The sequence below is a fragment of the Candidatus Nitrosocaldus islandicus genome, from assembly GCF_002906215.1.
Lineage (GTDB): Archaea > Thermoproteota > Nitrososphaeria > Nitrososphaerales > Nitrosocaldaceae > Nitrosocaldus > Nitrosocaldus cavascurensis.
This window is the reverse complement of the sequence record NZ_CP024014.1, coordinates 672,854-696,500: the sequence shown is the minus strand read 5'-3', so window position 1 is coordinate 696,500 and position 23,647 is coordinate 672,854. Positions and strand designations below refer to the sequence as shown.

At 41.8% G+C, this 23,647-nt stretch carries 24 protein-coding genes and 1 tRNA gene; 11 read left to right on the top strand and 14 right to left on the bottom strand.

What is annotated here, in order from left to right:
- Positions 1-35 precede the first annotated feature (35 nt).
- From CRG89_RS03660 to CRG89_RS03645, 4 genes are all read right to left on the bottom strand, one after another.
- Positions 36-1,325, bottom strand: coding sequence for a hypothetical protein (locus CRG89_RS03660; protein ID WP_103286992.1), 1,290 nt, complete (start codon positions 1,323-1,325; stop codon positions 36-38).
- A gap of 84 nt (positions 1,326-1,409) precedes the next feature.
- Positions 1,410-2,756: a tRNA (N(6)-L-threonylcarbamoyladenosine(37)-C(2))-methylthiotransferase gene (locus tag CRG89_RS03655; RefSeq protein ID WP_148695213.1), complete on the bottom strand. Its 1,347-nt coding sequence runs from the start codon at positions 2,754-2,756 to the stop codon at positions 1,410-1,412.
- Between the two features lie 39 nt (positions 2,757-2,795).
- A complete protein-coding gene (locus CRG89_RS03650; protein ID WP_103286990.1) occupies positions 2,796-4,166 on the bottom strand; it encodes an aspartate ammonia-lyase in 1,371 nt (456 codons plus the stop codon).
- A 77-nt stretch (positions 4,167-4,243) separates the two neighbouring features.
- Entirely contained in the window at positions 4,244-4,525 is a 282-nt protein-coding gene (locus tag CRG89_RS03645; protein WP_103286989.1) for a hypothetical protein, read from the bottom strand.
- A 606-nt stretch (positions 4,526-5,131) separates the two neighbouring features.
- Here CRG89_RS03645 and CRG89_RS03640 point away from each other — a divergent pair.
- Positions 5,132-6,001 (top strand): hypothetical protein, encoded by an 870-nt coding sequence (locus CRG89_RS03640; protein WP_148695214.1) that lies wholly within the window; start codon positions 5,132-5,134, stop codon positions 5,999-6,001.
- A 30-nt stretch (positions 6,002-6,031) separates the two neighbouring features.
- Here CRG89_RS03640 and CRG89_RS03635 read toward each other — a convergent pair whose 3' ends face one another.
- A complete protein-coding gene (locus tag CRG89_RS03635) occupies positions 6,032-6,439 on the bottom strand; it encodes a hypothetical protein (RefSeq protein ID WP_103286987.1) in 408 nt (135 codons plus the stop codon).
- Positions 6,440-6,519: 80 nt separating this feature from the next.
- Here CRG89_RS03635 and CRG89_RS03630 point away from each other — a divergent pair, with 80 nt between their 5' ends.
- Entirely contained in the window at positions 6,520-7,458 is a 939-nt protein-coding gene (locus CRG89_RS03630; protein WP_103286986.1) for a D-2-hydroxyacid dehydrogenase, read from the top strand.
- A gap of 116 nt (positions 7,459-7,574) precedes the next feature.
- Positions 7,575-8,414 carry an adenylate/guanylate cyclase domain-containing protein gene (locus CRG89_RS03625; RefSeq protein WP_103286985.1) on the top strand — a complete coding sequence of 280 codons (840 nt, stop codon included), beginning with the start codon at positions 7,575-7,577 and terminating at the stop codon, positions 8,412-8,414.
- Positions 8,415-8,580: 166 nt separating this feature from the next.
- Here CRG89_RS03625 and CRG89_RS03620 read toward each other — a convergent pair whose 3' ends face one another.
- Positions 8,581-9,207 carry a hypothetical protein gene (locus tag CRG89_RS03620; RefSeq protein ID WP_103286984.1) on the bottom strand — a complete coding sequence of 209 codons (627 nt, stop codon included), beginning with the start codon at positions 9,205-9,207 and terminating at the stop codon, positions 8,581-8,583.
- A gap of 82 nt (positions 9,208-9,289) precedes the next feature.
- The gene (locus CRG89_RS03615; protein WP_103286983.1) at positions 9,290-10,441 is read right to left on the bottom strand and encodes a hypothetical protein; all 1,152 of its coding nucleotides are present in this window, start codon (positions 10,439-10,441) and stop codon (positions 9,290-9,292) included.
- A gap of 189 nt (positions 10,442-10,630) precedes the next feature.
- Here CRG89_RS03615 and CRG89_RS08920 point away from each other — a divergent pair, with 189 nt between their 5' ends.
- Together CRG89_RS08920 and CRG89_RS03610 are read left to right on the top strand one after the other, a co-directional pair.
- Positions 10,631-10,795 carry a hypothetical protein gene (locus tag CRG89_RS08920; protein WP_168174132.1) on the top strand — a complete coding sequence of 55 codons (165 nt, stop codon included), beginning with the start codon at positions 10,631-10,633 and terminating at the stop codon, positions 10,793-10,795.
- 45 nt (positions 10,796-10,840) lie between these two features.
- Entirely contained in the window at positions 10,841-11,431 is a 591-nt protein-coding gene (locus CRG89_RS03610; RefSeq protein ID WP_103286982.1) for a hypothetical protein, read from the top strand.
- A 47-nt stretch (positions 11,432-11,478) separates the two neighbouring features.
- Here the strand turns inward: CRG89_RS03610 and CRG89_RS03605 are convergent, their stop codons facing one another.
- Positions 11,479-11,961 carry an adenosine-specific kinase gene (locus CRG89_RS03605; protein ID WP_103286981.1) on the bottom strand — a complete coding sequence of 161 codons (483 nt, stop codon included), beginning with the start codon at positions 11,959-11,961 and terminating at the stop codon, positions 11,479-11,481.
- Between the two features lie 26 nt (positions 11,962-11,987).
- Positions 11,988-13,001: a hypothetical protein gene (locus tag CRG89_RS03600; protein WP_158648695.1), complete on the bottom strand. Its 1,014-nt coding sequence runs from the start codon at positions 12,999-13,001 to the stop codon at positions 11,988-11,990.
- Positions 13,002-13,088: 87 nt separating this feature from the next.
- Between CRG89_RS03600 and CRG89_RS03590 the strand changes: the two genes are divergently transcribed.
- Positions 13,089-13,190 (top strand) — tRNA-Glu (locus tag CRG89_RS03590).
- Between the two features lie 38 nt (positions 13,191-13,228).
- Here CRG89_RS03590 and CRG89_RS03585 read toward each other — a convergent pair.
- A complete protein-coding gene (locus CRG89_RS03585) occupies positions 13,229-14,167 on the bottom strand; it encodes a hypothetical protein (protein ID WP_103286978.1) in 939 nt (312 codons plus the stop codon).
- A gap of 154 nt (positions 14,168-14,321) precedes the next feature.
- Here CRG89_RS03585 and CRG89_RS03580 point away from each other — a divergent pair, with 154 nt between their 5' ends.
- Positions 14,322-15,869: a PxKF domain-containing protein gene (locus CRG89_RS03580; protein ID WP_103286977.1), complete on the top strand. Its 1,548-nt coding sequence runs from the start codon at positions 14,322-14,324 to the stop codon at positions 15,867-15,869.
- 541 nt (positions 15,870-16,410) lie between these two features.
- Complete coding sequence (locus CRG89_RS03575) at positions 16,411-17,385, top strand: deoxyhypusine synthase (protein WP_103286976.1); 975 nt, start codon at positions 16,411-16,413, stop codon at positions 17,383-17,385.
- 114 nt (positions 17,386-17,499) lie between these two features.
- On the opposite strand, the gene CRG89_RS03570 is transcribed toward CRG89_RS03575, so the two are convergent.
- Complete coding sequence (locus tag CRG89_RS03570; RefSeq protein WP_103286975.1) at positions 17,500-17,949, bottom strand: hypothetical protein; 450 nt, start codon at positions 17,947-17,949, stop codon at positions 17,500-17,502.
- A 4-nt stretch (positions 17,950-17,953) separates the two neighbouring features.
- Positions 17,954-19,630: an RAD55 family ATPase gene (locus tag CRG89_RS03565; protein WP_103286974.1), complete on the bottom strand. Its 1,677-nt coding sequence runs from the start codon at positions 19,628-19,630 to the stop codon at positions 17,954-17,956.
- Between the two features lie 131 nt (positions 19,631-19,761).
- On the opposite strand from CRG89_RS03565, the gene CRG89_RS03560 reads away from it, so the two are divergent.
- On the top strand, positions 19,762-20,730 hold the full coding sequence (locus tag CRG89_RS03560; RefSeq protein ID WP_148695218.1) for a carbohydrate kinase family protein: 969 nt from the start codon (positions 19,762-19,764) through the stop codon (positions 20,728-20,730).
- Between the two features lie 52 nt (positions 20,731-20,782).
- Here the strand turns inward: CRG89_RS03560 and CRG89_RS03555 are convergent, their stop codons facing one another.
- The gene (locus CRG89_RS03555) at positions 20,783-21,715 is read right to left on the bottom strand and encodes a nucleoside hydrolase (RefSeq protein ID WP_103286972.1); all 933 of its coding nucleotides are present in this window, start codon (positions 21,713-21,715) and stop codon (positions 20,783-20,785) included.
- A 211-nt stretch (positions 21,716-21,926) separates the two neighbouring features.
- Here CRG89_RS03555 and CRG89_RS03550 point away from each other — a divergent pair, with 211 nt between their 5' ends.
- Positions 21,927-22,640 (top strand): LysE family transporter, encoded by a 714-nt coding sequence (locus CRG89_RS03550; protein WP_103286971.1) that lies wholly within the window; start codon positions 21,927-21,929, stop codon positions 22,638-22,640.
- Positions 22,641-22,663: 23 nt separating this feature from the next.
- Positions 22,664-22,915, top strand: a complete 252-nt coding sequence (locus CRG89_RS03545; RefSeq protein ID WP_103286970.1) for a hypothetical protein — start codon at positions 22,664-22,666, stop codon at positions 22,913-22,915.
- Positions 22,916-23,003: 88 nt separating this feature from the next.
- Here CRG89_RS03545 and CRG89_RS03540 read toward each other — a convergent pair whose 3' ends face one another.
- Positions 23,004-23,639 carry an O-methyltransferase gene (locus tag CRG89_RS03540; RefSeq protein WP_148695219.1) on the bottom strand — a complete coding sequence of 212 codons (636 nt, stop codon included), beginning with the start codon at positions 23,637-23,639 and terminating at the stop codon, positions 23,004-23,006.
- Between the last annotated feature and the right edge of the window lie 8 nt (positions 23,640-23,647).

Genomic DNA, 23,647 nt, shown 5'->3' with positions numbered 1-23,647 from the left:
GCAATAAAGAGAAAATGGTTGAGTAACTAACTATATTATTCTAGATTTGGTAACGCTACTAGACTATCTATATTCAGCCTCATCTCAGACTCATCGTACTCCCAGTCAAGCAAGCATTCCCTTGGTAGTATACTCAATGGGTCGTATGAGTCTAGCTTGCTCAAACCAGTAACCTTAGAGAGTAGTATTGTAGAATGTACTCCCTCATCGCTCTCCTTGCTATCATCTGCCCCAACCTTAGTTCCACTTGCATTACTACTACTATTACTATTACTAATGCTACTGCTACCTATACTGCTATGCTCATTATTATCATTGTCTATTCCTTCATAATCATCATCGTTCTCACCATCAACATGCATCATCCTTGACCTTCCCTTGGTAGATACCCTAACCACAGCATACTCACCATGCCTTCCTACTAGTATACTGCTTATGCTCTTTGCTAGAGCATCTATAAGACCTATGCTTATCCCTTCAGTACTTCCATCGAATATGTAGAGTAATGCACTCCTAACCTTGTCTGGCTTTGTGTTACTATAGAGCATGCTTACAGCATTCTTCACTGCCACATCTACCCTACTATCAATCCCTGCAGATAGTATGTTGAGACCATCAACCTCGCTATTCATCATGATTATGTTGAAGACCTCTAACAGCATCCCATTGGCTATCCTGTAGCACTCATCTATGCTTAGATCTTGGTTATTTTCTAGGAAGGAGTCGTTATCTATAACTATAGTACAGTCACTCCTCTCAGATAACTTCTTTAGTGCAATCCCTGCCTTGAAGAGTTTATCATGCTCGAAACTGAATGGCATTATAACAAAGGAGATGAGCCTAGCCTTCTTTTTCTTCTTCTTGCTGTTATTATCATTGCTGCTACTAGCAGTAGCATCATCGTCATCATGATCAGCCTTGATCATATCAGCAAGCAATGGTGCAACCGCTACACCGTTCCTACCAGCAAGGTTTGCTACCATGATGAATGTATTGTAACCCATCAACCTCTCACGTATTCTATTCTTATATGCTAGGAGTGATCCCCTTATCGTATATGGTGAGGGATTAAGCATTCCCGTCTCTATCAGCATCCTCTCCATCCTTGGCTCTTTGGCTCCATCTGATAGGCTTGCTGCTCCACCTCCATCATCATACTTGCTAACCTTTCTCCTCTTATCCATACTCATGCTAGTTATAGCAAGGTCATTTGCACTACTGCTTATCAGCAGGGTATCTAGAGCAGATACATCCCTCATCATCATTGCAATCTTTGTGCCAGCACCACCTATGCCTATTATCATTGCAGGTAAAGGAAGCTCCATGCTTGCATAGATAGGGAAGGTGCGTTAAGAATATTTTGCTTCTCCATAAATCAATGACAGGTCTAAAAAATTTGATCTAATCATTTAGTCTATGATGCTCCCTAGGAGAGAGTGTGTTGTAACCCTATCTATCCTAACCCTTACCCATGATCCTAGCAATCTCATTGCATTATTCACACCATCGTTATTGAAAGAATTATGCCCCTTGCTGTAACTATCATAATTATTATCTACTATCCCCTTCTTAATTAGATAGATTGGTTTGTAAGCAAAGTTTCTACCCTGTACTCCTCCAGTATCAGTCAACTCATCCACCAATACTGCACCCTCCCAGCCCTTCCATGCTAGGTTCCTTGAGTAGCATACCCTGCTAACAACATCATGCATCACCCTACTCCTCTCATTTATAACCTGTTTGCTAAGTTGCTCCATCCTGCTTGCCTCTGTCCCTGGTCTAGCACTGTACTTTGATACATTAACAACATCTGGCTCAACCTCTAGCAAGAGATCTATGCTAGCATTAAAGTCCTCCTCACTCTCGCTAGGGAAGCCTACTATAATATCTGTTGCTATAGTGCATAGTTTCAACTCCCTCCTGAACCTCTTCACCATATCTATGAATGTTGATGCCCTATGCCCCCTACGCATAAGTCTAAGCACTCTATCACTCCCGCTCTGCACAGGGATGTGGATGAACTTGAATACCTTATCATCCCTATATGCCTCTATGAGATCATCAAGCATTGAGGGTAGGTATTGAGGGTTCATCATCCCTACTCTTATCATGAACTCAGCATCTATTGAGCATACAGCCTTTATAAGCTCAGCAAGGTTTGTTCCTATATCCCTACCATATGCACCATTATCTGTTGAGGTTAACCATACCTCTCTACACCCTTGCTCTACATCCTCCCTAACCTGCCTTACTATATCGCCTATCCTGTAACTTGTGAGCCTACCCTTTGCTATCCTTGTCTCGCAGAATGTGCACTCACTCAAGCATCCAGAGCCTATCTGCACCATACTTATCACTGGGTTCACTCTAATCTTTGGCAATCCTACCTTCTGCACTGAGCCATCAAGCAAGATGATTCCTTTACCATCAAGTGCAGATGCTAATGCAGTATCAACCCTATCTATAGCATTTGGTCCAACTATGCTTGCTCTAGGGCTGAACCTCCTTATCCTATTTGGCTCTGCCTTTGCCATGCATCCAGCAACAACCAATGGTTTGCTTGATAATCGCTTTATCCTCTCAACCATCCTATTTGCTGTTGCATCCTTCACAACACATGTTACTATTATGCTTGCATCTGCCTCATCAAAGTTGCTTGCAAGTTCGTACCCCTTGCCTGCTATTATACCTGCTATAATCTCTCCATCAGATAGGCTGGATGAGCAACCATACACCTCAAGCCAGACCTTGACCATAACATTAGCACCTATCACATAAATAATAATAAGAAACTCCTAGCCTACAGCATCCCTTATTATCTCATCAACCCTCTTCTCATCCATCAACCCTTTCCTTACAACTAGATGCTTTATGCTTACCCCTTCCTTCAATGCCTCCTTGTATAGTTCTGCAGCCTTGATATAGCCTATGTATGGTGAGAGTAGTGTTACCATTATTGGGTTATTCTCAACGTTGGTCTTCAACCTTTGCTCATCTGCCTTCAACCCATCAAGCATATGCTCAACAAAGACTGGAATGAACCTTGATAGCATATCCATTGAGTCTAGCACGCATCTTGCCATAACAGGGAGCATAACGTTAAGTTCTAGCTGTCCTGCTTGAACTGCTAGTGCAGTGCTTAGATCATTCCCAACAACATTGAAGCAGATCATGTCAAGGCATTCAGCAAGTGAAGGGTTGACCTTTCCAGGCATTATGCTTGAGCCAGCATGAACAGCAGGTATGGTTAGTTCACCAAGCCCAGCAAGGGGGCCAGAGGCCATCAGCCTTATATCATTCGCTACCCTTATCAACTCTAACGCTAGGTTCCTTAGGCATGAGGATACATACGCTACACCAAGCCTACTCTGCAGTGCATACTGCATATCCCTAGCAGGTTTAAGATCTATGCTAGATATCTCAGCAAGGTATCTTATGGCAAGTTCCCTATAGCCTTTGGGTGCATTTGCTCCTGTACCTACAGCAGTTCCTCCTAACGCTATATACTTCAACTCATCAAGAGCATCAAGGAGATACCTTCTAGCATCCTCTATCGCATGAGCATATGCATGGAACTCTGAGCCTAGGGTAACTGGGAGTGCATCCATGAGGTGTGTTCTACCTATCTTTAGTATATGCTTGAACTCCTCGCCCTTCCTATGCAATGATGAGATTAGCCTATCTAGTGCTGCTACAAGATCCTTGCTACTCATGAGTATTGCAAGGTGCAATGCTGTAGGAAATGTATCATTACTTGACTGTGACATATTCACATGATCGTTTGGATGAAGGTAAGAGTAGTCACCCTTGCTCCTCCCCAACAACTCCAATGCCTTGTTTGCTATAACCTCATTCACATTCATGTTGAATGCTGTACCAGCACCAGAGTTTAGAGCATCTATTGGGAACTGATCTAGCAACTCTCCAGCAAGTATTGCGTCACATGCTCTTACTATTGCTTCTCCTCTCTCCTTATCTAGCGCTCCTAACTGCATATTTGCTAGTGCTGCACTCCTCTTTATCATAACATAAGCCTTGACCATGTTTACATGCATCCTCTGAGCAGTTGCGTTGTAATGCTCCAATGCTCTAACGGTGAATGGGCCATAGTATGCATCATTTGGCACCTTAACCTCACCTAGAGAGTCTCTATCTACCCTATACATACCTGAGCATCATGATAAGACCATTTAATAACCTATTGATCATCAGCATTGTTTTATTGTTGATAACTGTACTCCTTTTATGCATGACCTCTGGAAGCAAGTAGGAGAGCAATGATACATACTGTGATGGTTATGACAAGGATGTACTGTAAGTTGATTAGTACATGGTAAAAGAATGAACCAAATATTCTTGGCTCTGACTCATATGCTATGTACACTCTATCCTCTTCATATACATAGAATATCTGTCTGGCTATGCTTGAATCATACTTTGCAGGAATGGTATGTATGGAGACAAGTAAAGGATACCCATTTACCTTCTGCAATATATAGTAGATGTATGCCTCATCAGTTGACATATGCTTCAATGATATGCTCTCTATACTGCACCTAATCTCTTTATCATGCCCATAGTATATGCTTGAAGAGGTTCAGTTACTGTAGAGAACCTATGCCCAGCAGATAAGGTTGAATGCATCAATGCTTACCCTACAGGTTTATACTCCATTTTCCCTTTTCCTCTTCTTCCCTCCTATATCTAGCCTCAACATTGCTCATTGTAGAATATAGATGAGCAATGCACACCATTGGGTGGTACAAATTCAACCTCAACATAGTAATGGTTCTTCACTTAACGTGGATGCATCATTTTTAGTTATAATCTGTAGAATAAACCTAAGAGGGTTTATGCATTACATCCCCTCCCCTATCAGAAGTAAATATATAAGCACTAATAAGATATTGCTACTACGTATTATTACTAGAATTATGGAAGTCTTGCATCCCTGCTCCTCTTTTGCATACATACCTTACTACTGATTAGTAGTTATCTTGTCTTATGATTATAGTCAGTACATCTGATATGGTTAATCCATGTAAGAGATATTATATAACCATTATTATATAATTTTTATTACAGAAGAGCATAAAGAATATTTTTATAGAAGAACAACCTCTCTACTTGTATGAAAACTTTAACATATATGGTGATGGTGTATGCTTTACTATTACCATCCATAGGCTATACGTACGCGCAGAAAGTCTTCGAGCAGGGTATAAGCATAACAGAGATCAATGGGTCTTACAGTATAACATGCTTCAGCGAGCCTGTACATCCTTCTGGCGTAAATGGTGATATAACAATAATTGCTGATAGACCTTACTCTAGAACACTAACCTTCACCCCTGGAGACTCCAACTATAATGGTGTAGAGGATAATAGTGCTACACTCATCTTCCCAGATGACTTCAATGCTAACTACACACAAGACTTCACAGTACTCTGTAATATGTGGAGTGGGAGTGATAGGGATGAGGAGGGAGCATATAGCAGTATAACAGCAGAGTTCTGGCAATCAATCTACACAGATGGTAGTGTAAGATTCAGACAAGGGCTGATCATGCCTGAGAGTATACATCCTGGTGGCAGCATAGATATAGTATGTTTCAGCGAGCCTGCACATGGTACTAACACTGTCGATGGTATAATAATAGTGAAGATTCCAGATGAGCGAACATACTTTAAGAGCAGAGAGTTCATCAAGGGTGATATAGATGGTAATGGTGTTAGTGATGATTATACTATACTAAGGTTCCCAGATGACTTTACCTCATATCCTCCAGCAGATACCAACACCATGGGTGAATATACGGTCTTCTGCGACCTTACTAATGGTACTCGTGATGCAGGAGGTGTTGTACTGCATACTGGAGAGTTCTTGCAGGCGTTTTGGGTATCCTTCAATGTTATACCAGAAGGTATAGTTGGTACATTACTTCTACTCTGCTCATCGATCATGGTCTTGGTTCTATATGGTAGGAGGGTAAAAGGTTAAAGAGGGGTAGTTTACGGTTATACTTTTATGCTAGTAGTTTATCTTCATGCTTGCCAACTCTATAACAGAATTAAGATCATCATCACCTATAGGTGCACCATGCAGCAGTGCACCCTTTTGAGGCCATCTGCCCACAGGTGTATACTTGATGGGTATTGGGGGTTGTAACCTAACCAATCTACTAAAGACTATCTTTGTATTCCATCCATTCCTCCTACACATATCCCTCTCCTCCATACTCAACTCATCTATACTCAACGCCTTATCAACCACAGCATAACCTATGAACGCATCTCCCTTCCCTTCTATCTTCTTTGCTAGGAGTATCTTCATCCCCTTCTCCCATCTCCTCCTCATTGCAGTATAGTATGCCCTCCTACTGAATATACTTGTCTCAAACTCTTCGTTGTTTGCTATCCTCATTATGTAGTTTGTCATAGCATACTATTGATAGAGGAATTATTTAACCGTATATGGGTAAGAGATAAGTTAATTTAACCATAGAAGATAGTAGGCATATGCAGAAGGTACCAAGGATTCTTGTATCTGATGTAATGGACAGCAATGGTATAGAGGTTATGAGAAGGAACGGACTCCAAGTAGATTACAAGCCTGATATCAAGCATGAGGAGTTACTAGCCACCATAAAGGATTACAACATCTTGGTTGTGAGGAGTAGAACAAAGGTTAGGAAGGATGTGATAGATGCTGCTCAGAACCTCAAGATAATAGCAAGGGTTGGTGTGGGGCTAGATAACATAGATGTTGAGTATGCTAAGAGCAAGGGCATCAAGGTTGTGAATGCTGAGGAGGCAGCAATGAGTGCTGTTGCTGAACTTGTGATAGGGCTGATGATATGCCTAGCAAGGGGTATAGTAAGAGCAGACACTGCCATGAAGCAGGGTAGGTGGATAAAGAGCGAGTTGATGGGAATAGAGTTGAGGGGTAAGTACCTAGGTATAATAGGCATGGGGAAGATAGGTACGAGGGTTGCTAGACTTGCAAGAGCATTAGGCATGAACATAATTGCTTATGATGTTGTTAAGATAGATCCGATGCTGGTTAGGGAACTAGGCATAGTTACTACAGATCTTGATACATTGCTGAAGAGTTCAGACTTTGTTACACTGCATGTACCATTGAATGATTCTACTAGGCATATGATAGATGCCTCTAGGCTAGCAATGATGAAGAGTTCAGCATACATAATAAACACTGCTAGGGGAGCTGTTATAGATGAAGAAGCGTTACTTAATGCATTGAAGGAAGGGAGGATAGCAGGTGCAGCGCTTGATGTTTATGAGATTGAACCTCCAACCAACATGGAACTCATAAGGCTTCCAAATGTAATATGCACTCCTCACATAGGTGCACAAACAAGGGAGGCACAGGCATTAGCAGCAAGCATAATAGCGGAGAAGGTTGTACAACTCACAAGGGAACTATATATAGTATGATAGTAACTACAGGTGAGATTTAAGTAGTTAAGGTTATCTATACCATCTCTTAGTAATATTAACCTGTATGTATTATAACATATTATATAAAAGATTTACTTTCCAACTATTGGATAATGAATGTTGGTAGCAACGGTGTTGAGGAGAACAGGGACAATACCAATGGTGGTGAGAGGGCTAGAGGGGGAGATGGGAGGATGGTAACAGAGGATATAATAAACATCATAATGGGAGAACTCTCATCAACTAGAGTAGTTGATACCCAGACATACATAGCAGAGGTGCAGGCAAGGATGTGGAAGGCATTGAAGAGAGGTATGCACTTCAAGGCATTGACAAGATCATCAGAGGAGTTCCTAAAGCGACACCTCAACTCCAAGGTAAAACTTGTTGTGCTCTACGCTGATATGGTAGGCTCTACAAGGCTGAGCAGGATGCTCCCTGTAGAGAGGCTAGCAACAATAATACAGGCATACACTCAAGAGATGTCGCTCATAGCATTGAACTTCGATGGTTTAGTGCTCAAGTATGTTGGGGATGCTGTTATAGCATACTTCCCTGCAATGCATAACCTACTTCTTGCTGCAGATGATGCTGTGAACTGTGCAGTAGCAATGATAGAGGTGCTAAGGCAAGGGATAAACCCTGTACTCCTCCAGTACGATTATCCTGAACTTGCTATGAAGGTTAGCATGGATGTTGGGGAGCACTCAGTTATCCAGTATGGGAGTGATAAGAGCATGGATGTAGATGTGGTTGGGTATGGGATAAGCATGGCTGCAAAGATACATGCATTGGCAGAGAGCAACTCTATAGTTATAAGCCATAATGTATACGATGTGTTGCATCCAAACATGCAGAGCAGGTTCAAGCAGTTGAACCTTGATATAAGTAAGTGGGGTTACACAGATGAGGATAGTGGTGAGCTATACAAGGTATACATCTACAAGCCATAATGCTTAATGTAGACGATGATTGCTGTATCCTGCACATATTAGATATGTTTATCCATCTATATCACATCTATCTATCCATACATCTACCATCTAACATACATGCATCAACACTACAATAATCTACTCATACATCCAGCAGGCATTCAAGCATAAACTACACATAACTTCATATAATCCTTATAAGAGTTGTAAACCCTCTCTTATCCAACTCCAAACCATCCCTCTCATCATACTCTCCTACAACCACTGTTATAGATATGAGATCTGATTCCTTGCACTTACTTGCATCAAGTATAACTTTAGCATCTATAGCATTCATCAACCTATCATCATAGCCTAATACACTTACCGCATCACTAACCTCAGTTGCTGTTAGCAGTTGGAATATCTCATTCATCCTCCTGTTGTACATGGTTATTCCTACACTTCTACCCTCTTCCCTTGCCCTTGCCTTAACCTCCAACTCTATCATCCCTGCCTTATGCTCAGCATACCTCAACTGACCATCAACGTAAACTTGAAGGTAGAATGGATAGCCTGCTGTGAACTCTGCCATCTTGTTTATCCCATCATCCTTGATAACATCTATCTTCCTTATTGTATCACCATACCTTGCTATCCACGCACTACTTACCTTTACAACATTATCTATCATCTCAAGCCTCCATGCACTCTCCTCCTCATCCAAGTTGTATCTCTTAACCCAGTCCTTGTAATCATTGCTTATATCCCGTATGAACTCTATGCATGTAACCTTGTACTCATCTACACTCTCCCTACTTGAATGGTACATACACACAGTATAGAGGTGATGTGCTGTATTAACTTTTAATACAATAAATAGGAAGATTGGAGAGAGAAGAAGGAGAAAGATATCAGAACTGTCTATTCAGTATAGAGCCTAGCCTACCCCTTGTTACTGCTATCATCACAGCCATTATTGATGCTACTATAGCCATTATTGCTACAGGGAACTCTGGCACAACAACTATGTTGAACTCAGTCCTGTCTATAAGGTGGGTCTCCCCCTCTCCTGTCCTGAATGGCACAATATAACTAACCACAACCTTCTTTACTCCTTCACTCTCAAACCTAACAGTTACAGGCTGGAGGTTGTTGCTCAACTCCTGCTTTAATATACTCTTATCCCCATCGAATATCTCTATTGTATATCGTTCTGTCTCCTTCAATGGCCTCTTCCCTGCATCGTAGAGTTGTGCTGCTATCTGCACATCCTGCCCAGGCATTATGGTCTGAGGACCCCAGTAGAGCAGCACGTATACATTACCAGTGCTACCAAACTTCTCCAGTGGTGGCTTTGGTATCTCAACAACTCCAGGTGTTAACTCTATTGGCTTATCACTCCTCCCAAACCTCTTCAACTCAAATGAGTACTGTAATGGTATTGGCTCCTCTGTCCTGAATGCATATACCTCAGCCTTTATAGGTAGAGGAAAGTTCTCTGCAACCCATATCTTACTATCCTTAGCATATCTGAAGCCTACTATGGTAGTGTTCCATGTTGTGTTTGCTGCAGTTACCTGCTCATTTGTAACCTGTAGAGCAACAGGAGCACCAACACCAACTGGCACTCCTCCAGTTATTGCTAACCTTCCCCAAGCTGATGGTGCGAGTGGTTTTGGATCACTACTGTTTGCAAAGTCACCAAGCCATGCAAGAGTTCTCTGTATTATCGCTCTGTACTTGCTAACTGAAGGCTCTGCACTCTGTGGCTGCATGTTTATGCTCGATAGAACCATCTTTCCATTGCTTACAGCACCAGCATCGTTAATACTAACATCTGCTATCCAGTTGCCTTGGTCATCCCTTGAACCTAACCATATTGCAACCTCCAACTCTCTACCGCTCTCATACTCCAAATCTCTTATAGTGTACACAAAGTATGTACCAAGCTCTGCTCCCTTACCAGGGTACCATGTTGTCTGTGCATGAGCAGTTACAATGCTTGAGATTGAGAGTACTGCTGCTAACAGCAGAGATGTTACATATGTGGTTACTCTCTTCATTACTATTTATCATACACCATTTGCTTATAAACCTTCAACTATATGTGATAAGAGACCATAACATGCTACAATGCTAGAAACTCTTGCTATGCAAGAGTTTTGGTTTAATAAATAATTAGTAGTTAGGTAGGATTGGCCATACTGGTTGGCGGAAAGACTTTATATTATCTTGCTCTCCATTCATCAAGTATGTGTAGATGCCCTAAGGTTCACTTCTACGAGGTAGAGTTCAAGTTGGATGGGTTAAGAAGTGTAGCGTACCATAAGAACTGCGGAGATCCTCTCTCAGATGCACAGATGCAAGAGTTTGATAAGCAGTTGATCAAGCTTTGGGGTCTTGAGGTTCAGGAATGATTCTGTACTAAAAAGTTTATATAATTTCAGACTGATTGAATTGTGATGGCAGCAACTATTAAGGCAATGAGAGTAGAGCTGGATGTATCAAATGTTACATCCATAGATCAGGCAAGAGCGTACGTAGAGGAGATACAGCACCAGTATGCAGATCTAACAGTTACAAACATAAATGTTACAGCAAACAGGATAACATTCGATGTTGGCTCACCAGGCATGGAGGATCTTAGCCCTAGCGATATAAAGTTCAGGATAGAGGAGTTCTTGAACATGAATGTTGCTCCATTTGCTGTAAATAGGATCAATATAGGTGGAGCAGTCACTGTAACGCTAGAGGCAGCAAGGGCAGCTGCTAGCACAACAACAGCAGCAGCATTAAAGAAGATAGTAACAATAGAACTAGATGTGTCCAACGTTGCGTCTGTAGATCAGGCAAGAGCGTACGTAGAGGAGATACAGCACCAGTATGCAGATCTAACAGTTACAAACATAAATGTTACAGCAAACAGGATAACATTCGATGTTGGCTCACCAGGCATGGAGGATCTTAGCCCTAGCGATATAAAGTTCAGGATAGAGGAGTTCTTGAACATGAATGTTGCTCCATTTACTGTGAAGAGTGTCAATGCAAGATAAATAGCAACCCTAATTTTTTTATATATAAATAAGAGCATCTAATCTGCTCATCTCTTGTAACCTAGCCTACGCAGTAGTTCATGCCTCTCTCTTCTATCCTCATCACTCTCAACACCCTTGCTCTTAACACCATCAACAACACCAAGCACTCCTCTACCCTGCTCAGTCTCTACAATTATGAGTTCTACAGGGTTTGCTGTAGCACAGTATATACATGCAACCTCATCCATCATCTTAACCCTGTTAAGTATGTTTATTGGGTATGCATTGCTTATAAGAAGCACAAACACATGACCAGCAGATATCATGCTAGCAAACTCTATAGCCTTCCTTACCAGCATATCATCGTTCCCATCGTACCTTATCAATGCTTTGCCACTTGCTTCACAAAACGCTATGCCAAACCTTATTGTTGGGCTGCTGCTTACTAGCATCTCATACATATCCTCTACAGTCTTTATGAAGTGCGCCTGCCCTACTATCATATTTGTATTTGGAGGAGCCTCTAGCCTTACACTCAGTATGTTCATGTATGCTAGATAGATAGAGCAGCACGTTAATAAGCATTGAGCCTTGCCTTGCATAGTGCTACAAGTTTATCTGCAAGCCTTGATGTGTGTAGATGGTCACTGCTTAAGTTCATTGCAATGCTGAGCATATCATATTCAGGAATCCTTCCAAGGTAACCAATGCTTATGCCTTTACTCTTAACGAACTCTCTGCATATGTAGCATATGTATGCATAAGCATCTGTATACATACCCATGCTTGAGAGGTACTCCACCTTCTTCCTTACAACAGCCATAGCCAACCTACTGCTGTAGTTAGATGCAGCAAGTATATGCATCAATGCTCTCATTGCCCTAGCAACAGATGATCTGTTTGCATGCTCAAGTCCTAGGCACTCTGTGATGGTACTGGTATTGATATCGCTAAGCATCCTCATCTGAGCAAGGATGTGTGAAGGCATAGGTATGCTACCATTGGAGAGTATGTGAGCCTCCATGTATGAGCATGCAGCAGATCTAAGCCAGAATGATGCTTCAAGTGCATCGCTAACATGCATAGCATTGCTTGCATAGAAGAATGCATCAACCATGAGTGATCTTGCACGTGAGATCTTCACCCTCCTTGCTATGCTTGCTATATTAGCCTCAAGCATTGATAGCCTACTGTTAACATCGTTAAGTATAACCATCCCATCTAGGAGCATAACCCTCTCAACTGTTTTGCTACTCCTACTGCTTATCCTGTGCATCCTTGCTATGCTACCATCATCCATGTAGATGTACTCATCGCTCTTACTATTACTACTCCTACTGCTACTGCTACTACTATTAATGCTGCTACCACTGCCAGCTTGCCTATCCAATCTCTTGTTTATAGCATTACCCTCATAATTTGCATATGGATTATCGTAATGTTGGAGAGCATTACTGCTGATGCTTGTATCCTCAAGCAGTAGTATGTTGTACTCGCATACATCGTATGCTAGATCCTTGGATCTAGCCCTACATCCTGTAAGTGCAAGGGGGTACTGCTTATACATATTCACTATCTGCTCTAGCATACAGGTGACTGTGCCATCTTGCATAAAGGATTTTCTTACCATCCTTAGGATAGTTTTAAATTGCACACTTCTATAATGGATTGTGGTGCTCCGGTGGTGTAGCCCGGTTAAGCATAGCGGCCTCTCGAGCCGCTGATCGCGGGTTCAAATCATGCATACTTGCATGTGATAATCCCGCCCGGAGCACCAACTACACCTAAAAAATAAAATAAAATAATCATAAGAAATTATATGCTGCCAGATAGCAGTGCAGTAGCCCTACAATCATTACCCTCAACAACCTTAACCGTTATGCCTGGCAATGTGATCCTCTCAAGGTTTATGCTACCCTTGAGGTGAGCAACAGTGATACCATTGTTCACATCTGTACGCATACTACCTATTGCTACTGTTGATGTACCATCATCCAAGCATGCTGTAAGGCTACTAACCTCAGACTCTATGAGCAGGTTTATGTTTGTTCTAAGTACGAGCCTTCCCTTATCCCCATCACCATGCTTAATAGCAGTTATATTCGCAACACCAAACCCAGATACCTGCTCTACATCAGATGTCAATGCTATCCTAATTATGCTAAGCATGAAGGATCTCCCATGTGTCTTCATAACCTTCTCTAGTGCATCAGCAACATCCTTCTTGCCCTTAGCCTCTGCATCCTTCATTGCCTCTTCAGCCCTATCCTTTATATCCTCTACCCTGATGGTGTTTGGATCTATGCGTAATGAACTTAGTTTAGATGCTATACCATCTACTATGGCACTCCTCTCAGTTGCATCTATTACAAACTCATACTTGAACTTAACGAATGTATCTGCAGGTGTAACCTTTGCCTTAACATCTAGCCTCTCCTCCCTATCCACTTCCTCATGCTCCTCATGCTCGGTCTTGAGTATGCCTGCAATAGTATCTTTATCAAGCCTTATCCTCTCATTCAGTTCCCTTGCTATAGCATCCCTATCCTTTGCATTTGTTATAAACCCGATCTTAACATGCACATGTGCTGACTCACTTCCTACATGAGCCTCGATCTCAACCTTACTACTGCTACTACCATCCTTAGCATTGCCTCTATCCTTGTCTGCTATAGCTGGTATGGTAACTACAGTGGCTACCATTGCCGTTAATACAACCAATATGGTTAACAGTGCTATGGTTTTACCATTCATAGGTATTGTTTAGGGAGTATGTATTTAAGTATTTTGCTCTGCTATGAGATGTATTGAAACATGTAACAGATACTATATAATTTATGTTATAGAATATGTATTATATAATAGAAGTTACTTGCATATTTATAAGATTCCTTCTTCTCTCTATTATATGATGCACAATTGGAATGGAAGAGAGAGGAGTGTTCTACTAGCTGCGCTGTTGGTTACTGGCATGGTTACTACAGCAGGTATGACATTTGCAGATAATGTAGTAAATAATATAGATACCACTATTGATCCAGATCTTGAGACAGTAACTACTACAGTTGGTACACCAGTAAGTGTTGGATTCTACATACGACCGACTACAGGAAGTGGTGATGCTCCTGGTTGTAATGCTACAGGTAGTAATCCTGCTTACTTAACTATCTCTCCACCTGCTGGAGTGAGTGTATCGCCTACTACATTAACGTTTGTGGGATGTGATAGTCCAGATACTCCTGTCATAGAGGGTTTACAAACTGCAACATTCACTGCAAGTAGCGCAGGCACATACAACTTCACTACGGGCAACTTCAGTATGAGTGGGGGAAAGCCAGGAAGTCAATGGAACTTTGCTAATGCCCAATTCACACTAATAGTTACCGCAACAGACACTACTCCACCAGAAATAACTCCTAACATATCAGGTACTCTAGGCAACAATGGTTGGTATACTAGCAATGTTACTGTAAGTTGGAATGTTAGTGATCCTGAATCTGGGATAGCATCTACTAGTGGATGTGATCCAACAACAATAAACTATGATACTACTGGAGTAACATTGACATGCACAGCAACCAATGGTGCTGGCTTGAGCAGTTCAAAATCAGTTACAATAAAGAGGGATGCTACTGCTCCAACAGTTACTGCTACACCAGATAGAGGGCCAGATCACAATGGATGGTATAATCATCCATTAACAATAACATTCACTGGCGAAGATGCTACATCTGGAATTGCTGCATGCGATTCCCCAGTAACCTATAGTGGACCAGATGGTGAAGACATAACAGTAACAGGTTCATGCACAGACAACGCTGGTAATGTAGGCTTTGGTAGTTACACATTCGATTATGATGCTACTCCACCAACTGTTTCGATAGGAGGCATAAGCGATGGACAGCAGTTTGACTTTGGAGATCCACTACCAGAAGTAACATGCAATGCTACAGATAACCTCTCTGGTGTTGAGTCTTGTACCATATCGCCATCACCACTCCCAACATCAGTTGGAACCCATACAATAACAGCAACTGCAAAGGATAATGCAGGTAATACTAAATCTACTTCCATAACTTACACCATAAAAGCATGGACCATAGTAGGATTCAAGCCACCAGTAGATAATCCTCCTCTAGTTAACGTTGTTAAGAATGGTTCAACAGTGCCATTGAAGTTCGAGGTATTCAAGACCATTAGTGGGGAAGAATTAACAGATCCAAGTATAGTTAAGCAACTTAAGGCTCAGAAGATAGACTGTAGTACACTGGATGGCTCACCAACAGATGAGATAGAGTTGACAGCAACTGGAGGGACATCGTTACGCTATGACTGGACTGAAGGACAGTTCATATACAACTGGAAGACACCAACCCAAAAGGATACATGCTGGAAGGTAACCATAGAGTTTCAGGATGGCTACTCTAGCATACGTGCATACTTTAGGTTGAAGTAAGTACGGTGATAGTACCCTCTCTATTATTTATTTATCTTGTTCATCATTCTCATCACTATAATCATACAGCCCTTATCCAACCAATATACCTACTTACTGGTACATCTACTAGCATATCTACAGTATCTAGTCTTATTCTCTAGCATGGAGTATATAATAGCAACTTTAGCTCTCATACTCCAGCATATCTAGAACCATAGCAGAGCATTTGCAGCATAGGCATCTAACTGTATAGTATCTGTTGAGCATGCATACTCTGCTTTGAAGTAAGAATACACTCTTCATCATATAATATAGTTCATTAGTATGGCTTCTCCCTTATTCCTTCCCTGCCTAATCATAAGGGCAAATGATGCATCAATACATCCTCTACTGCTTGCTGTGCAAGGAATGCTACCAGAGTTACCTTCTAGCATTGAACATATGCTTAGAATAATCTGTATATCATATCATCCCTTAGCCTCAAACCAGAGCATTGATTCACTCCCCATCGCAGGAGTAGCCTAAACCCTTTATATATGGTGGTTACAACAACCCATGCATGCTTGAGAAGAAGGTTAGGGATTTAAGCATAGATGATGGCTCAGATGCATGCTCTATAATCGCACAGATGTTTGATGCTGGAGGGTTCATGGCAAGGAACCTTGCAATAGCAGCAAGGATACTTGAGGATATGCTTAAGGATGATAAGTGCTTCAGGTTCATATCGTTTGTAGGTGCACCAATAGCAACTGGGCTTAGAGGTGTTGTAAGGGATATGCTTAAGGAGAAGATGTTTGATGCTGTTATAACAACATGTGGTGCCCTAGACCATGATATAGCAAGGAGTAGTGCAGATTACTATGCTGGGGACTTTGGCATTGATGATGCAATGCTTGCTGATGAGAAGATACATAGGCTAGGGAATCTGCTTATCCCATTGGCAAACTATGGTCCATTGATAGAGAGGAAGGTTCAAGCAGTGCTGGAGGAGGTTTATGCTGATGGTACAAGGGAGTGCTCAAGTAGCGAGATATGCAAGGCAATAGGTATGAGGCTTGATGAGTCATCCTTCCTGTATTGGGCTGCAAGGAACAGCATACCTGTATTTGTACCTGGGATAATGGATGGTGCAGTTGGTACCCAGTTATGGCTATTTGCTCAGAGGCATAGAGACTTTAGGCTAAACCTCTTCAAGGATGCTGATATGCTTGCTGAGGTAGCGTTTAGGGCAGAGCGTACAGGTGCATTGATGCTTGGAGGAGGGATAGCAAAGCACCATACTCTATGGTGGAACCAGTTCAGGGGAGGACTTGATTATGCTGTGTACATAACAACTGCTGTTGAGTACGATGGAAGCTTGAGCGGTGCTCTAGTAAGAGAAGCAATATCATGGGGCAAGGTTAAGCAGGATGCAAAGCAAGTTACTGTGTATGGAGAGGCTACACTACTCCTACCATTCCTTTATACCTGTATGCTAAGAGCATGGAAGGAAAGGGAGTGGAGTAATGGTGGGAAGAGAGGAGAGGGAGGGTAGGGAAAAAGAAGAAGTAAATGGTAGTTAATTGATGGATTAGTGCAAGTAGTAAAGAGTACGATGTGTGAAAGAAGAATAAGAGGGTGGAAGAGGAGTATGATGATGCTTAACTATTTACCTGTTCACTATACTCTCCTTAACCAACTTTATAGCATCCTCCAAGGACTGCTGTCTTGTATCATTATTGCTACGCACATTAAACTCAGAATACAGTATACTTATTATCTCAGATATGAGCATCCTTGCACTGTCCTTGAAGAGTAAGAAGAGTCCATCCTCTACCTTCTTTGGATTGCTGCATAGATTGTGTATATCAACACCCATCCTATCAAGATAGAAGTTTATGACCCTTACTGTATTATCTCCAAGCACGTTGCTAAGATGCTTTATAACTATAGCATTTATCCTCTTCTCAACATCTTCACCATCACCAATGTACCTACCTCTATTGGTGCTTACCTTCGCTCCCCTTCCCAACCCATCATCATCCTTCCCATCCTCTACCCTTCTTCTTTCGTCTTCTACGCTCATACCATATTTGGTATTCCCAACATCTTCCATCATGTAGTTACACCATCCTTAACAGCAAGTATGAAGGATACCCTCTCTCAGTATCCAAGAGTAACGTATACGTGCCTAGGCTAGGCTTTACTGCATGCATTAGATGCACGCCATTCTTGCTCCATAGCCTTAGATGCATATCAGATATGCTCTTAACATATGGTATGTTGTTTGATCCCATCCTCTCAACTATAACCGTTACATCACCATTATCCTTGGTATGGGTTAGTAGCATACCCTCGTACATCCTACTACTGTTAGTATGCATGTGATCTAGGATTAGGAGTATAGCATTACTACAAATATCATCAAGAGTAGCATCACCTTTACCATCACTACTACTACCTCTACTACCCCTCTCCCCTATGTAATCTAACCTCTTAAACTCCTCATACTTCTCTAGCATGAGGTTCATGTAGTTCGACTCATTAACATTAACTATAGAGGGTAGGGAATTGTGTATATTGCTATTGATCTTAGTACTCCTACTCTTGCTATTCAACCATTGCCTATACATCCTTGTTACATCTATCTTACTTGAGGAGAATATCGTTAGATTGTTAACCTTATCTGTACAGAAATGAAGTATTATGCTCATCATACTACTTAACGAGGCATCTACCATATCTAGCATGACTCTACCATTGTTCATCAAGGAGTTCATTATCATGCATGTTAGTATAGCATTCAAGAATGTTATATCAAATCCAGGATCAACCTCTAGGAGTAGTGTGCTACCATATCTCAGCCCTCCATGGAGCATATAATCCATATCACTGCTCCCTGTTGATACGAAGCCATCTCTAGCCTCCAATACATTGAATAACTTACTGCTCTTACCACCATAATTATCACTATCATCATCAGCACCAACATGATGCTTATACTCTTTGCACATACAGTATGTACAGTTATTCTGCATAGGAACCAATATGAACCTAGAGTCTAGCAGTGTATATGCATAGTTGTTGTAGTAGAGTGCAACTCCTCTCATCTTATCTATATGCATTGATCTTATGCTTACACCATCATCATAATCTCTAACGCTCAATGTTACTATCCCATCAACTAGGTATGATAGTGTGTTCATCTCTGGCTCCTCACTAACAAATAGCAAGAAGCCATCGTTTGTATCTGCAACTGTTATCATAGTCTTCTCCATCTTCATCCTATCCTCATGCTTGATCTCCTTTGCTAGTGCATCCCAACTATCAAGAACTACAAAGGCTCTCTTATTGTTGATCAGTGTATCTATAACCAACTCTACAGTACCCGTAGCACTACCAAGCCTAAGGTCTATTACAGAGTCCTTCTCTATCTTATCGTATGAGAGTACTGACTCATCCTTCAGGTAGCCTATGATCCAGGGGAAGTAACGCTGTAGCCTTGCAAGAGATACCCTGGTTGAGATGTAGAAGCACTTGTACCTATCATGCATGAGTTGCATCAACTCAAGTGCTAGAGTGGTCTTCCCTGTACCAGGGAGCCCTCTTATGAGCATGGATGTTGGCTCCATGTTGAGGAAGTCTCTAAATACATGCCTCAACTCAGTCTCTGCCATATGTAAAGCATTACTACTGCTGTTACTGCTGCTACTACTGTTATTATTATTATTATTGCTGTTGTTATGCTCACTGTTAGTGCTAAACCTCTTGCTCTTATCCCTATCCTCCTTACTCTGCATAACTATCAGTTGTAATCATAAAATAAATGATTGTGTAATTTCTCATACTAACTTACATCAGATGATCATGCATATACTCATTAACAGCATTGTATATAAAGACAAGAAGCATTAAATGGAATAGGTGGATCATGGTTATAGAACTTGTTGCAGGAGCAATAAACTGGGATACAACTGTATTCGTTGATGACTTCCCAAATGCTGGTGAGGAGGTTAAAGCAAGGAAGGTTATAAGTGTGCCAGGGGGCAAGGGTGCAAATACTGCAGTTGCATCTGCAAGGATACTTGGCAAGAAGAGTGTTGGGCTTATAGGTGCGCTAGGGGATGATAGGATAGGAGAGGAGCAGGTAAGGATACTTGAGGATGAGGGTGTAGACACATCATACATAAAGAGGTTTAACCACCCTTCAGGACAAGCATACATACTTGTTAATGGCAAGGGAGAGAATATGATACTAACCTACAAGGCTGTGAACGATATGCTCAAGCCAGAGATGATGGATGAGAATATGCTAAAGGCAGTAGATGAGGCAAGTGCAGTAGTTGTTATAGATCCTCCATTGGAGTTTGCTTTAAGCCTTATAGAGCATGCTAGAGAAGGGGATGGCAAGAAGAGGATTGTATGGGCTCCAGCACTCCTCACTAGGTTTGGTCTTGATATGCTTAGGGATGGTATAAGCAAGGTAGACTACCTTGTCATGAACGAGTCTGAATGCTTGTTGCTATCTAATACAGATGATGTAATGCAGGGGTTCAAGGCACTTGCAGGGTTGAGTAAGAGGATGATACTAACCAGGGGCTCTAAGGGCTGTCTATTCCATTGGGGTGATAAGGTTGTGCAGATACCAAGCATAGACTTGAACTCCATAGGGTTGTATGCTGTAAGCAGTGTTGGTGCTGGAGATGCCTTCCTTGGTGCATTCACAGCATTACTGCTCAAGGGTTATGGTGAGTTAGAGGCACTATTCATGGCAAACCTTGCAGCTGCAATCAAGGTCTCTAGGGAGGAGACAAGGGCAAGTCCATACTATGATGAGTTGCTAAGGTACATGAGGGATGAGAGGGTTGAGAGGTTCTTAACTGGCATAAAGGTTATGTAGAGCAACAATGATTACACTACTACTGCTACCTCTACTACTTCTACTACTACTGCTACTGTTCAACAGCAAGACCATCTATTATGAACTCTACTAGCCTCTTTGCGTCAACATCATAGCATATGCTGACATTCCCATCATCTCTATACTCTGTTATACACATACCCTTCCTCTTCCCAATAGTCTCTACCCTAACCCTTGCCCTCTTCATTCTGAAGATCTCAGGTTCTACTAGTGCTACAAGAGCAAATACATCGTGGAGGTTAAAGTATGAGTGCTTTGACACAGGGTTCTTGAGTATCCTTGCTGCAAGGGTAGAAGCACTGCTCCCTATGGAGTTTATCCTCTCAAGCATTAGATCATCAACTACACAATCCCTGCGTGATGTTAACTCAAGCCCACAGGCAACTATGCTAAGATCAGAGCCCATAACCTTATCCGCTGCTACAGCATCTGTGTAGAAGTTGAACTCTGCATACCTTGTTACATTGCCCTCAACATTAGCAAGGTTATAGGCTCCACCCATGATGAATACCTTATCTATGTATCTCTTCACATCATACTCTAGCAATGCTGCGATGTTTGTTAGTGGTGCAGTGCATAGAAGTGTAACCTCCCTCCTACTGTAGGATGCAAGTATGCTTGCAAGTTCCTTTATTGGGTCATCATACTTGATCAACCTAACTGCTCTTCCTCTTCCTCCTCCTCCTACATCTAACATAGAATCCCCAAGCCCATCCTTACCATGCACATCCACAGCATGCCTAGACCTCCTGTAACCCTTCCTGCTCAGACCTTGTATGATCCTTACATCCTTGCCTAGGGCATTGCATATCTTCATAGCATTTACTGCTCCCATCCTAGCACTAACATTGCCAGATACAGTGCTCAATGCTACTATCTCAAGAACCGTGTTGTTCAATGCTAGTATGAGTGCTATAGCATCATCAACCCCTGGATCCATATCAAGTAGTACCTTCCTCTGCATGCCTCATCTCTTCCTTACTTTAATCCATCCTTATATCCTTCTTTCTTTATCTATCTATCAGCACATCCATGCCTTCCTCAATACTCATTCATTGTAGAATCCATCATATACGCTCTTATACTAGTTGTTACCCATACATCTATGTATCCGTCAGTTGTTACTACTACTATACTACTACTGCTACCGTTGTTGTTGAAGGTGATAGGGTAGGATGATGCAGATTGACCATACATTCATACTCATGGTTATAGCAGTATCATCATCTGGAGTGCTAACCCCAGGACCACTCTTCATCGTAAACATGCACTATGCAAAGAGGTATGGACATGTATCAGGGTTGCTATGTGCTAGTGGTCATGCAGTTGTAGAACTCCCCCTCATCATAGCAATAGCGTTAGGCATGTTAAGCATAGAGTACATGGATAAGCTTGGATGGCTAATAGGTATTGTGGGAGGTGTAGCACTAATAACTTTTGCCACCATGCAGTTATACACTCTCATAAACACTGCTAAAGATGATGCTAGTAAGCATAGCAGCAGTAGCAGTAAGAAGAAGGTGTATGGTTACATATCAAGGGTATCTGCAACACCATACGGCTCATTCCTTGCTGGTATTGCATTCTCAGCCTTGAACCCATTCTTCATAGCATGGTGGCTTACAGTTGGTATGAAGATTGTAATGGATGCATATAATATAGCATCAATGCAAGGTATACTAATTATGTTCATAGCCCATATATGGATGGATTATGCATGGCTTGCTGGAACAGCGTACATGACAAGAAGAGGCATGGATAAGATCTTCAAGCCTGAACATGGTAGTACAAAGATATTCTACAGATTGCTTTACCTAGCACTCTATGCCATGCTTGTGTATATAGGTATAGGCTTTATAGCATCATCGCTGGTTAATGAGAACTTATAAACTGGTCTGATGGATATTATTTTATGCTAGGCTCAAAGGGGTTGAGGAGCGAGCATCTTATCAAGATGAAGGAGTTATTCGACTCCATAATCTCCAGTGCAGGTAAGGATCCAAAGGACTTCTACCAGTACTGGAGGAAGGAGGCTGAGAACATATACATGCAGGTTGCAGACCTTCCTACTGAGGATGCGTTTGATAAGGCTATGAGGATGATAGAGACCTCTGCAAAGTTCGAACTTGTGAGGAGGGATGTTGTACGTAACCTCCTTGGCTAGCAGCAGCAATGGCAGTAATGGCAGTAGTAGTAGCATAAGTAATAGCATCATATAGCATTATAGACTGTTAATACCTGATAGACTGCTACTACCTGTACCCCTTGATACCTATAGCCAACCCATCACGTACAGGGAGCACCAAGGCATCCATGTTACTGATGAGCATTGAGTTGAACCTTGCTACTGCTTTGCCCTCCTTGCTATCCTTCAATACCTCCCCATGCCATAACGCATTATCTGCTACTAGCAACCCATTCTTGCTTAGCCTTGGATAGCATAGCTCAAAGTACCTAGGGTAGTTATCCTTGCTATCATCTATGAAGATAAGGTTGAACCTCCCCTTGAGTCTTGGTATAACATCTAGAGCATCACCAGTTATAACCTCTACAGTATCATCTAGGTTAGCAGTATGTATGTTTGCTCTAGCCTCATCTGCCCTTGTATGATCTATCTCTATGCTTGTTACCCTACCCTTAACCTTCTTTGCTGCAAGCCCAAGCCATATGGTAGAGTAGCCTACAGCAGTGCCTATCTCAAGCACCCTCTTAGCCCTTGTTGCAAGTATTAGGAGGAAGAGCAGTCTACCTATCAGTGGACCAACTATTGGTATACCTCTCTGCCTAGCATCATCCTCTATGCTTGCAAGTATGCTTGGGCTCTTTGGTAGTATGCTATGCACATACTCTATCATCCTCTCATCATGCATGTGCCAGATACTTGACACCCTAAAAC

Coding starts and splice junctions, on each gene's coding strand:
- CRG89_RS03660 (WP_103286992.1), bottom strand. CDS start 1,325: ATGGAGCTTCCTTTACCTGCAATGATAATAGGCATAGGTGGTGCTGGC.
- CRG89_RS03655 (WP_148695213.1), bottom strand. CDS start 2,756: ATGGTCAAGGTCTGGCTTGAGGTGTATGGTTGCTCATCCAGCCTATCT.
- CRG89_RS03650 (WP_103286990.1), bottom strand. CDS start 4,166: ATGTATAGGGTAGATAGAGACTCTCTAGGTGAGGTTAAGGTGCCAAAT.
- CRG89_RS03645 (WP_103286989.1), bottom strand. CDS start 4,525: ATGTCAACTGATGAGGCATACATCTACTATATATTGCAGAAGGTAAAT.
- CRG89_RS03640 (WP_148695214.1), top strand. CDS start 5,132: ATGAAAACTTTAACATATATGGTGATGGTGTATGCTTTACTATTACCA.
- CRG89_RS03635 (WP_103286987.1), bottom strand. CDS start 6,439: ATGACAAACTACATAATGAGGATAGCAAACAACGAAGAGTTTGAGACA.
- CRG89_RS03630 (WP_103286986.1), top strand. CDS start 6,520: ATGCAGAAGGTACCAAGGATTCTTGTATCTGATGTAATGGACAGCAAT.
- CRG89_RS03625 (WP_103286985.1), top strand. CDS start 7,575: ATGAATGTTGGTAGCAACGGTGTTGAGGAGAACAGGGACAATACCAAT.
- CRG89_RS03620 (WP_103286984.1), bottom strand. CDS start 9,207: ATGTACCATTCAAGTAGGGAGAGTGTAGATGAGTACAAGGTTACATGC.
- CRG89_RS03615 (WP_103286983.1), bottom strand. CDS start 10,441: ATGAAGAGAGTAACCACATATGTAACATCTCTGCTGTTAGCAGCAGTA.
- CRG89_RS08920 (WP_168174132.1), top strand. CDS start 10,631: ATGTGTAGATGCCCTAAGGTTCACTTCTACGAGGTAGAGTTCAAGTTG.
- CRG89_RS03610 (WP_103286982.1), top strand. CDS start 10,841: ATGGCAGCAACTATTAAGGCAATGAGAGTAGAGCTGGATGTATCAAAT.
- CRG89_RS03605 (WP_103286981.1), bottom strand. CDS start 11,961: ATGAACATACTGAGTGTAAGGCTAGAGGCTCCTCCAAATACAAATATG.
- CRG89_RS03600 (WP_158648695.1), bottom strand. CDS start 13,001: ATGCTAGAGCAGATAGTGAATATGTATAAGCAGTACCCCCTTGCACTT.
- CRG89_RS03585 (WP_103286978.1), bottom strand. CDS start 14,167: ATGAATGGTAAAACCATAGCACTGTTAACCATATTGGTTGTATTAACG.
- CRG89_RS03580 (WP_103286977.1), top strand. CDS start 14,322: ATGATGCACAATTGGAATGGAAGAGAGAGGAGTGTTCTACTAGCTGCG.
- CRG89_RS03575 (WP_103286976.1), top strand. CDS start 16,411: ATGCTTGAGAAGAAGGTTAGGGATTTAAGCATAGATGATGGCTCAGAT.
- CRG89_RS03570 (WP_103286975.1), bottom strand. CDS start 17,949: ATGATGGAAGATGTTGGGAATACCAAATATGGTATGAGCGTAGAAGAC.
- CRG89_RS03565 (WP_103286974.1), bottom strand. CDS start 19,630: ATGCAGAGTAAGGAGGATAGGGATAAGAGCAAGAGGTTTAGCACTAAC.
- CRG89_RS03560 (WP_148695218.1), top strand. CDS start 19,762: ATGGTTATAGAACTTGTTGCAGGAGCAATAAACTGGGATACAACTGTA.
- CRG89_RS03555 (WP_103286972.1), bottom strand. CDS start 21,715: ATGCAGAGGAAGGTACTACTTGATATGGATCCAGGGGTTGATGATGCT.
- CRG89_RS03550 (WP_103286971.1), top strand. CDS start 21,927: ATGATGCAGATTGACCATACATTCATACTCATGGTTATAGCAGTATCA.
- CRG89_RS03545 (WP_103286970.1), top strand. CDS start 22,664: ATGCTAGGCTCAAAGGGGTTGAGGAGCGAGCATCTTATCAAGATGAAG.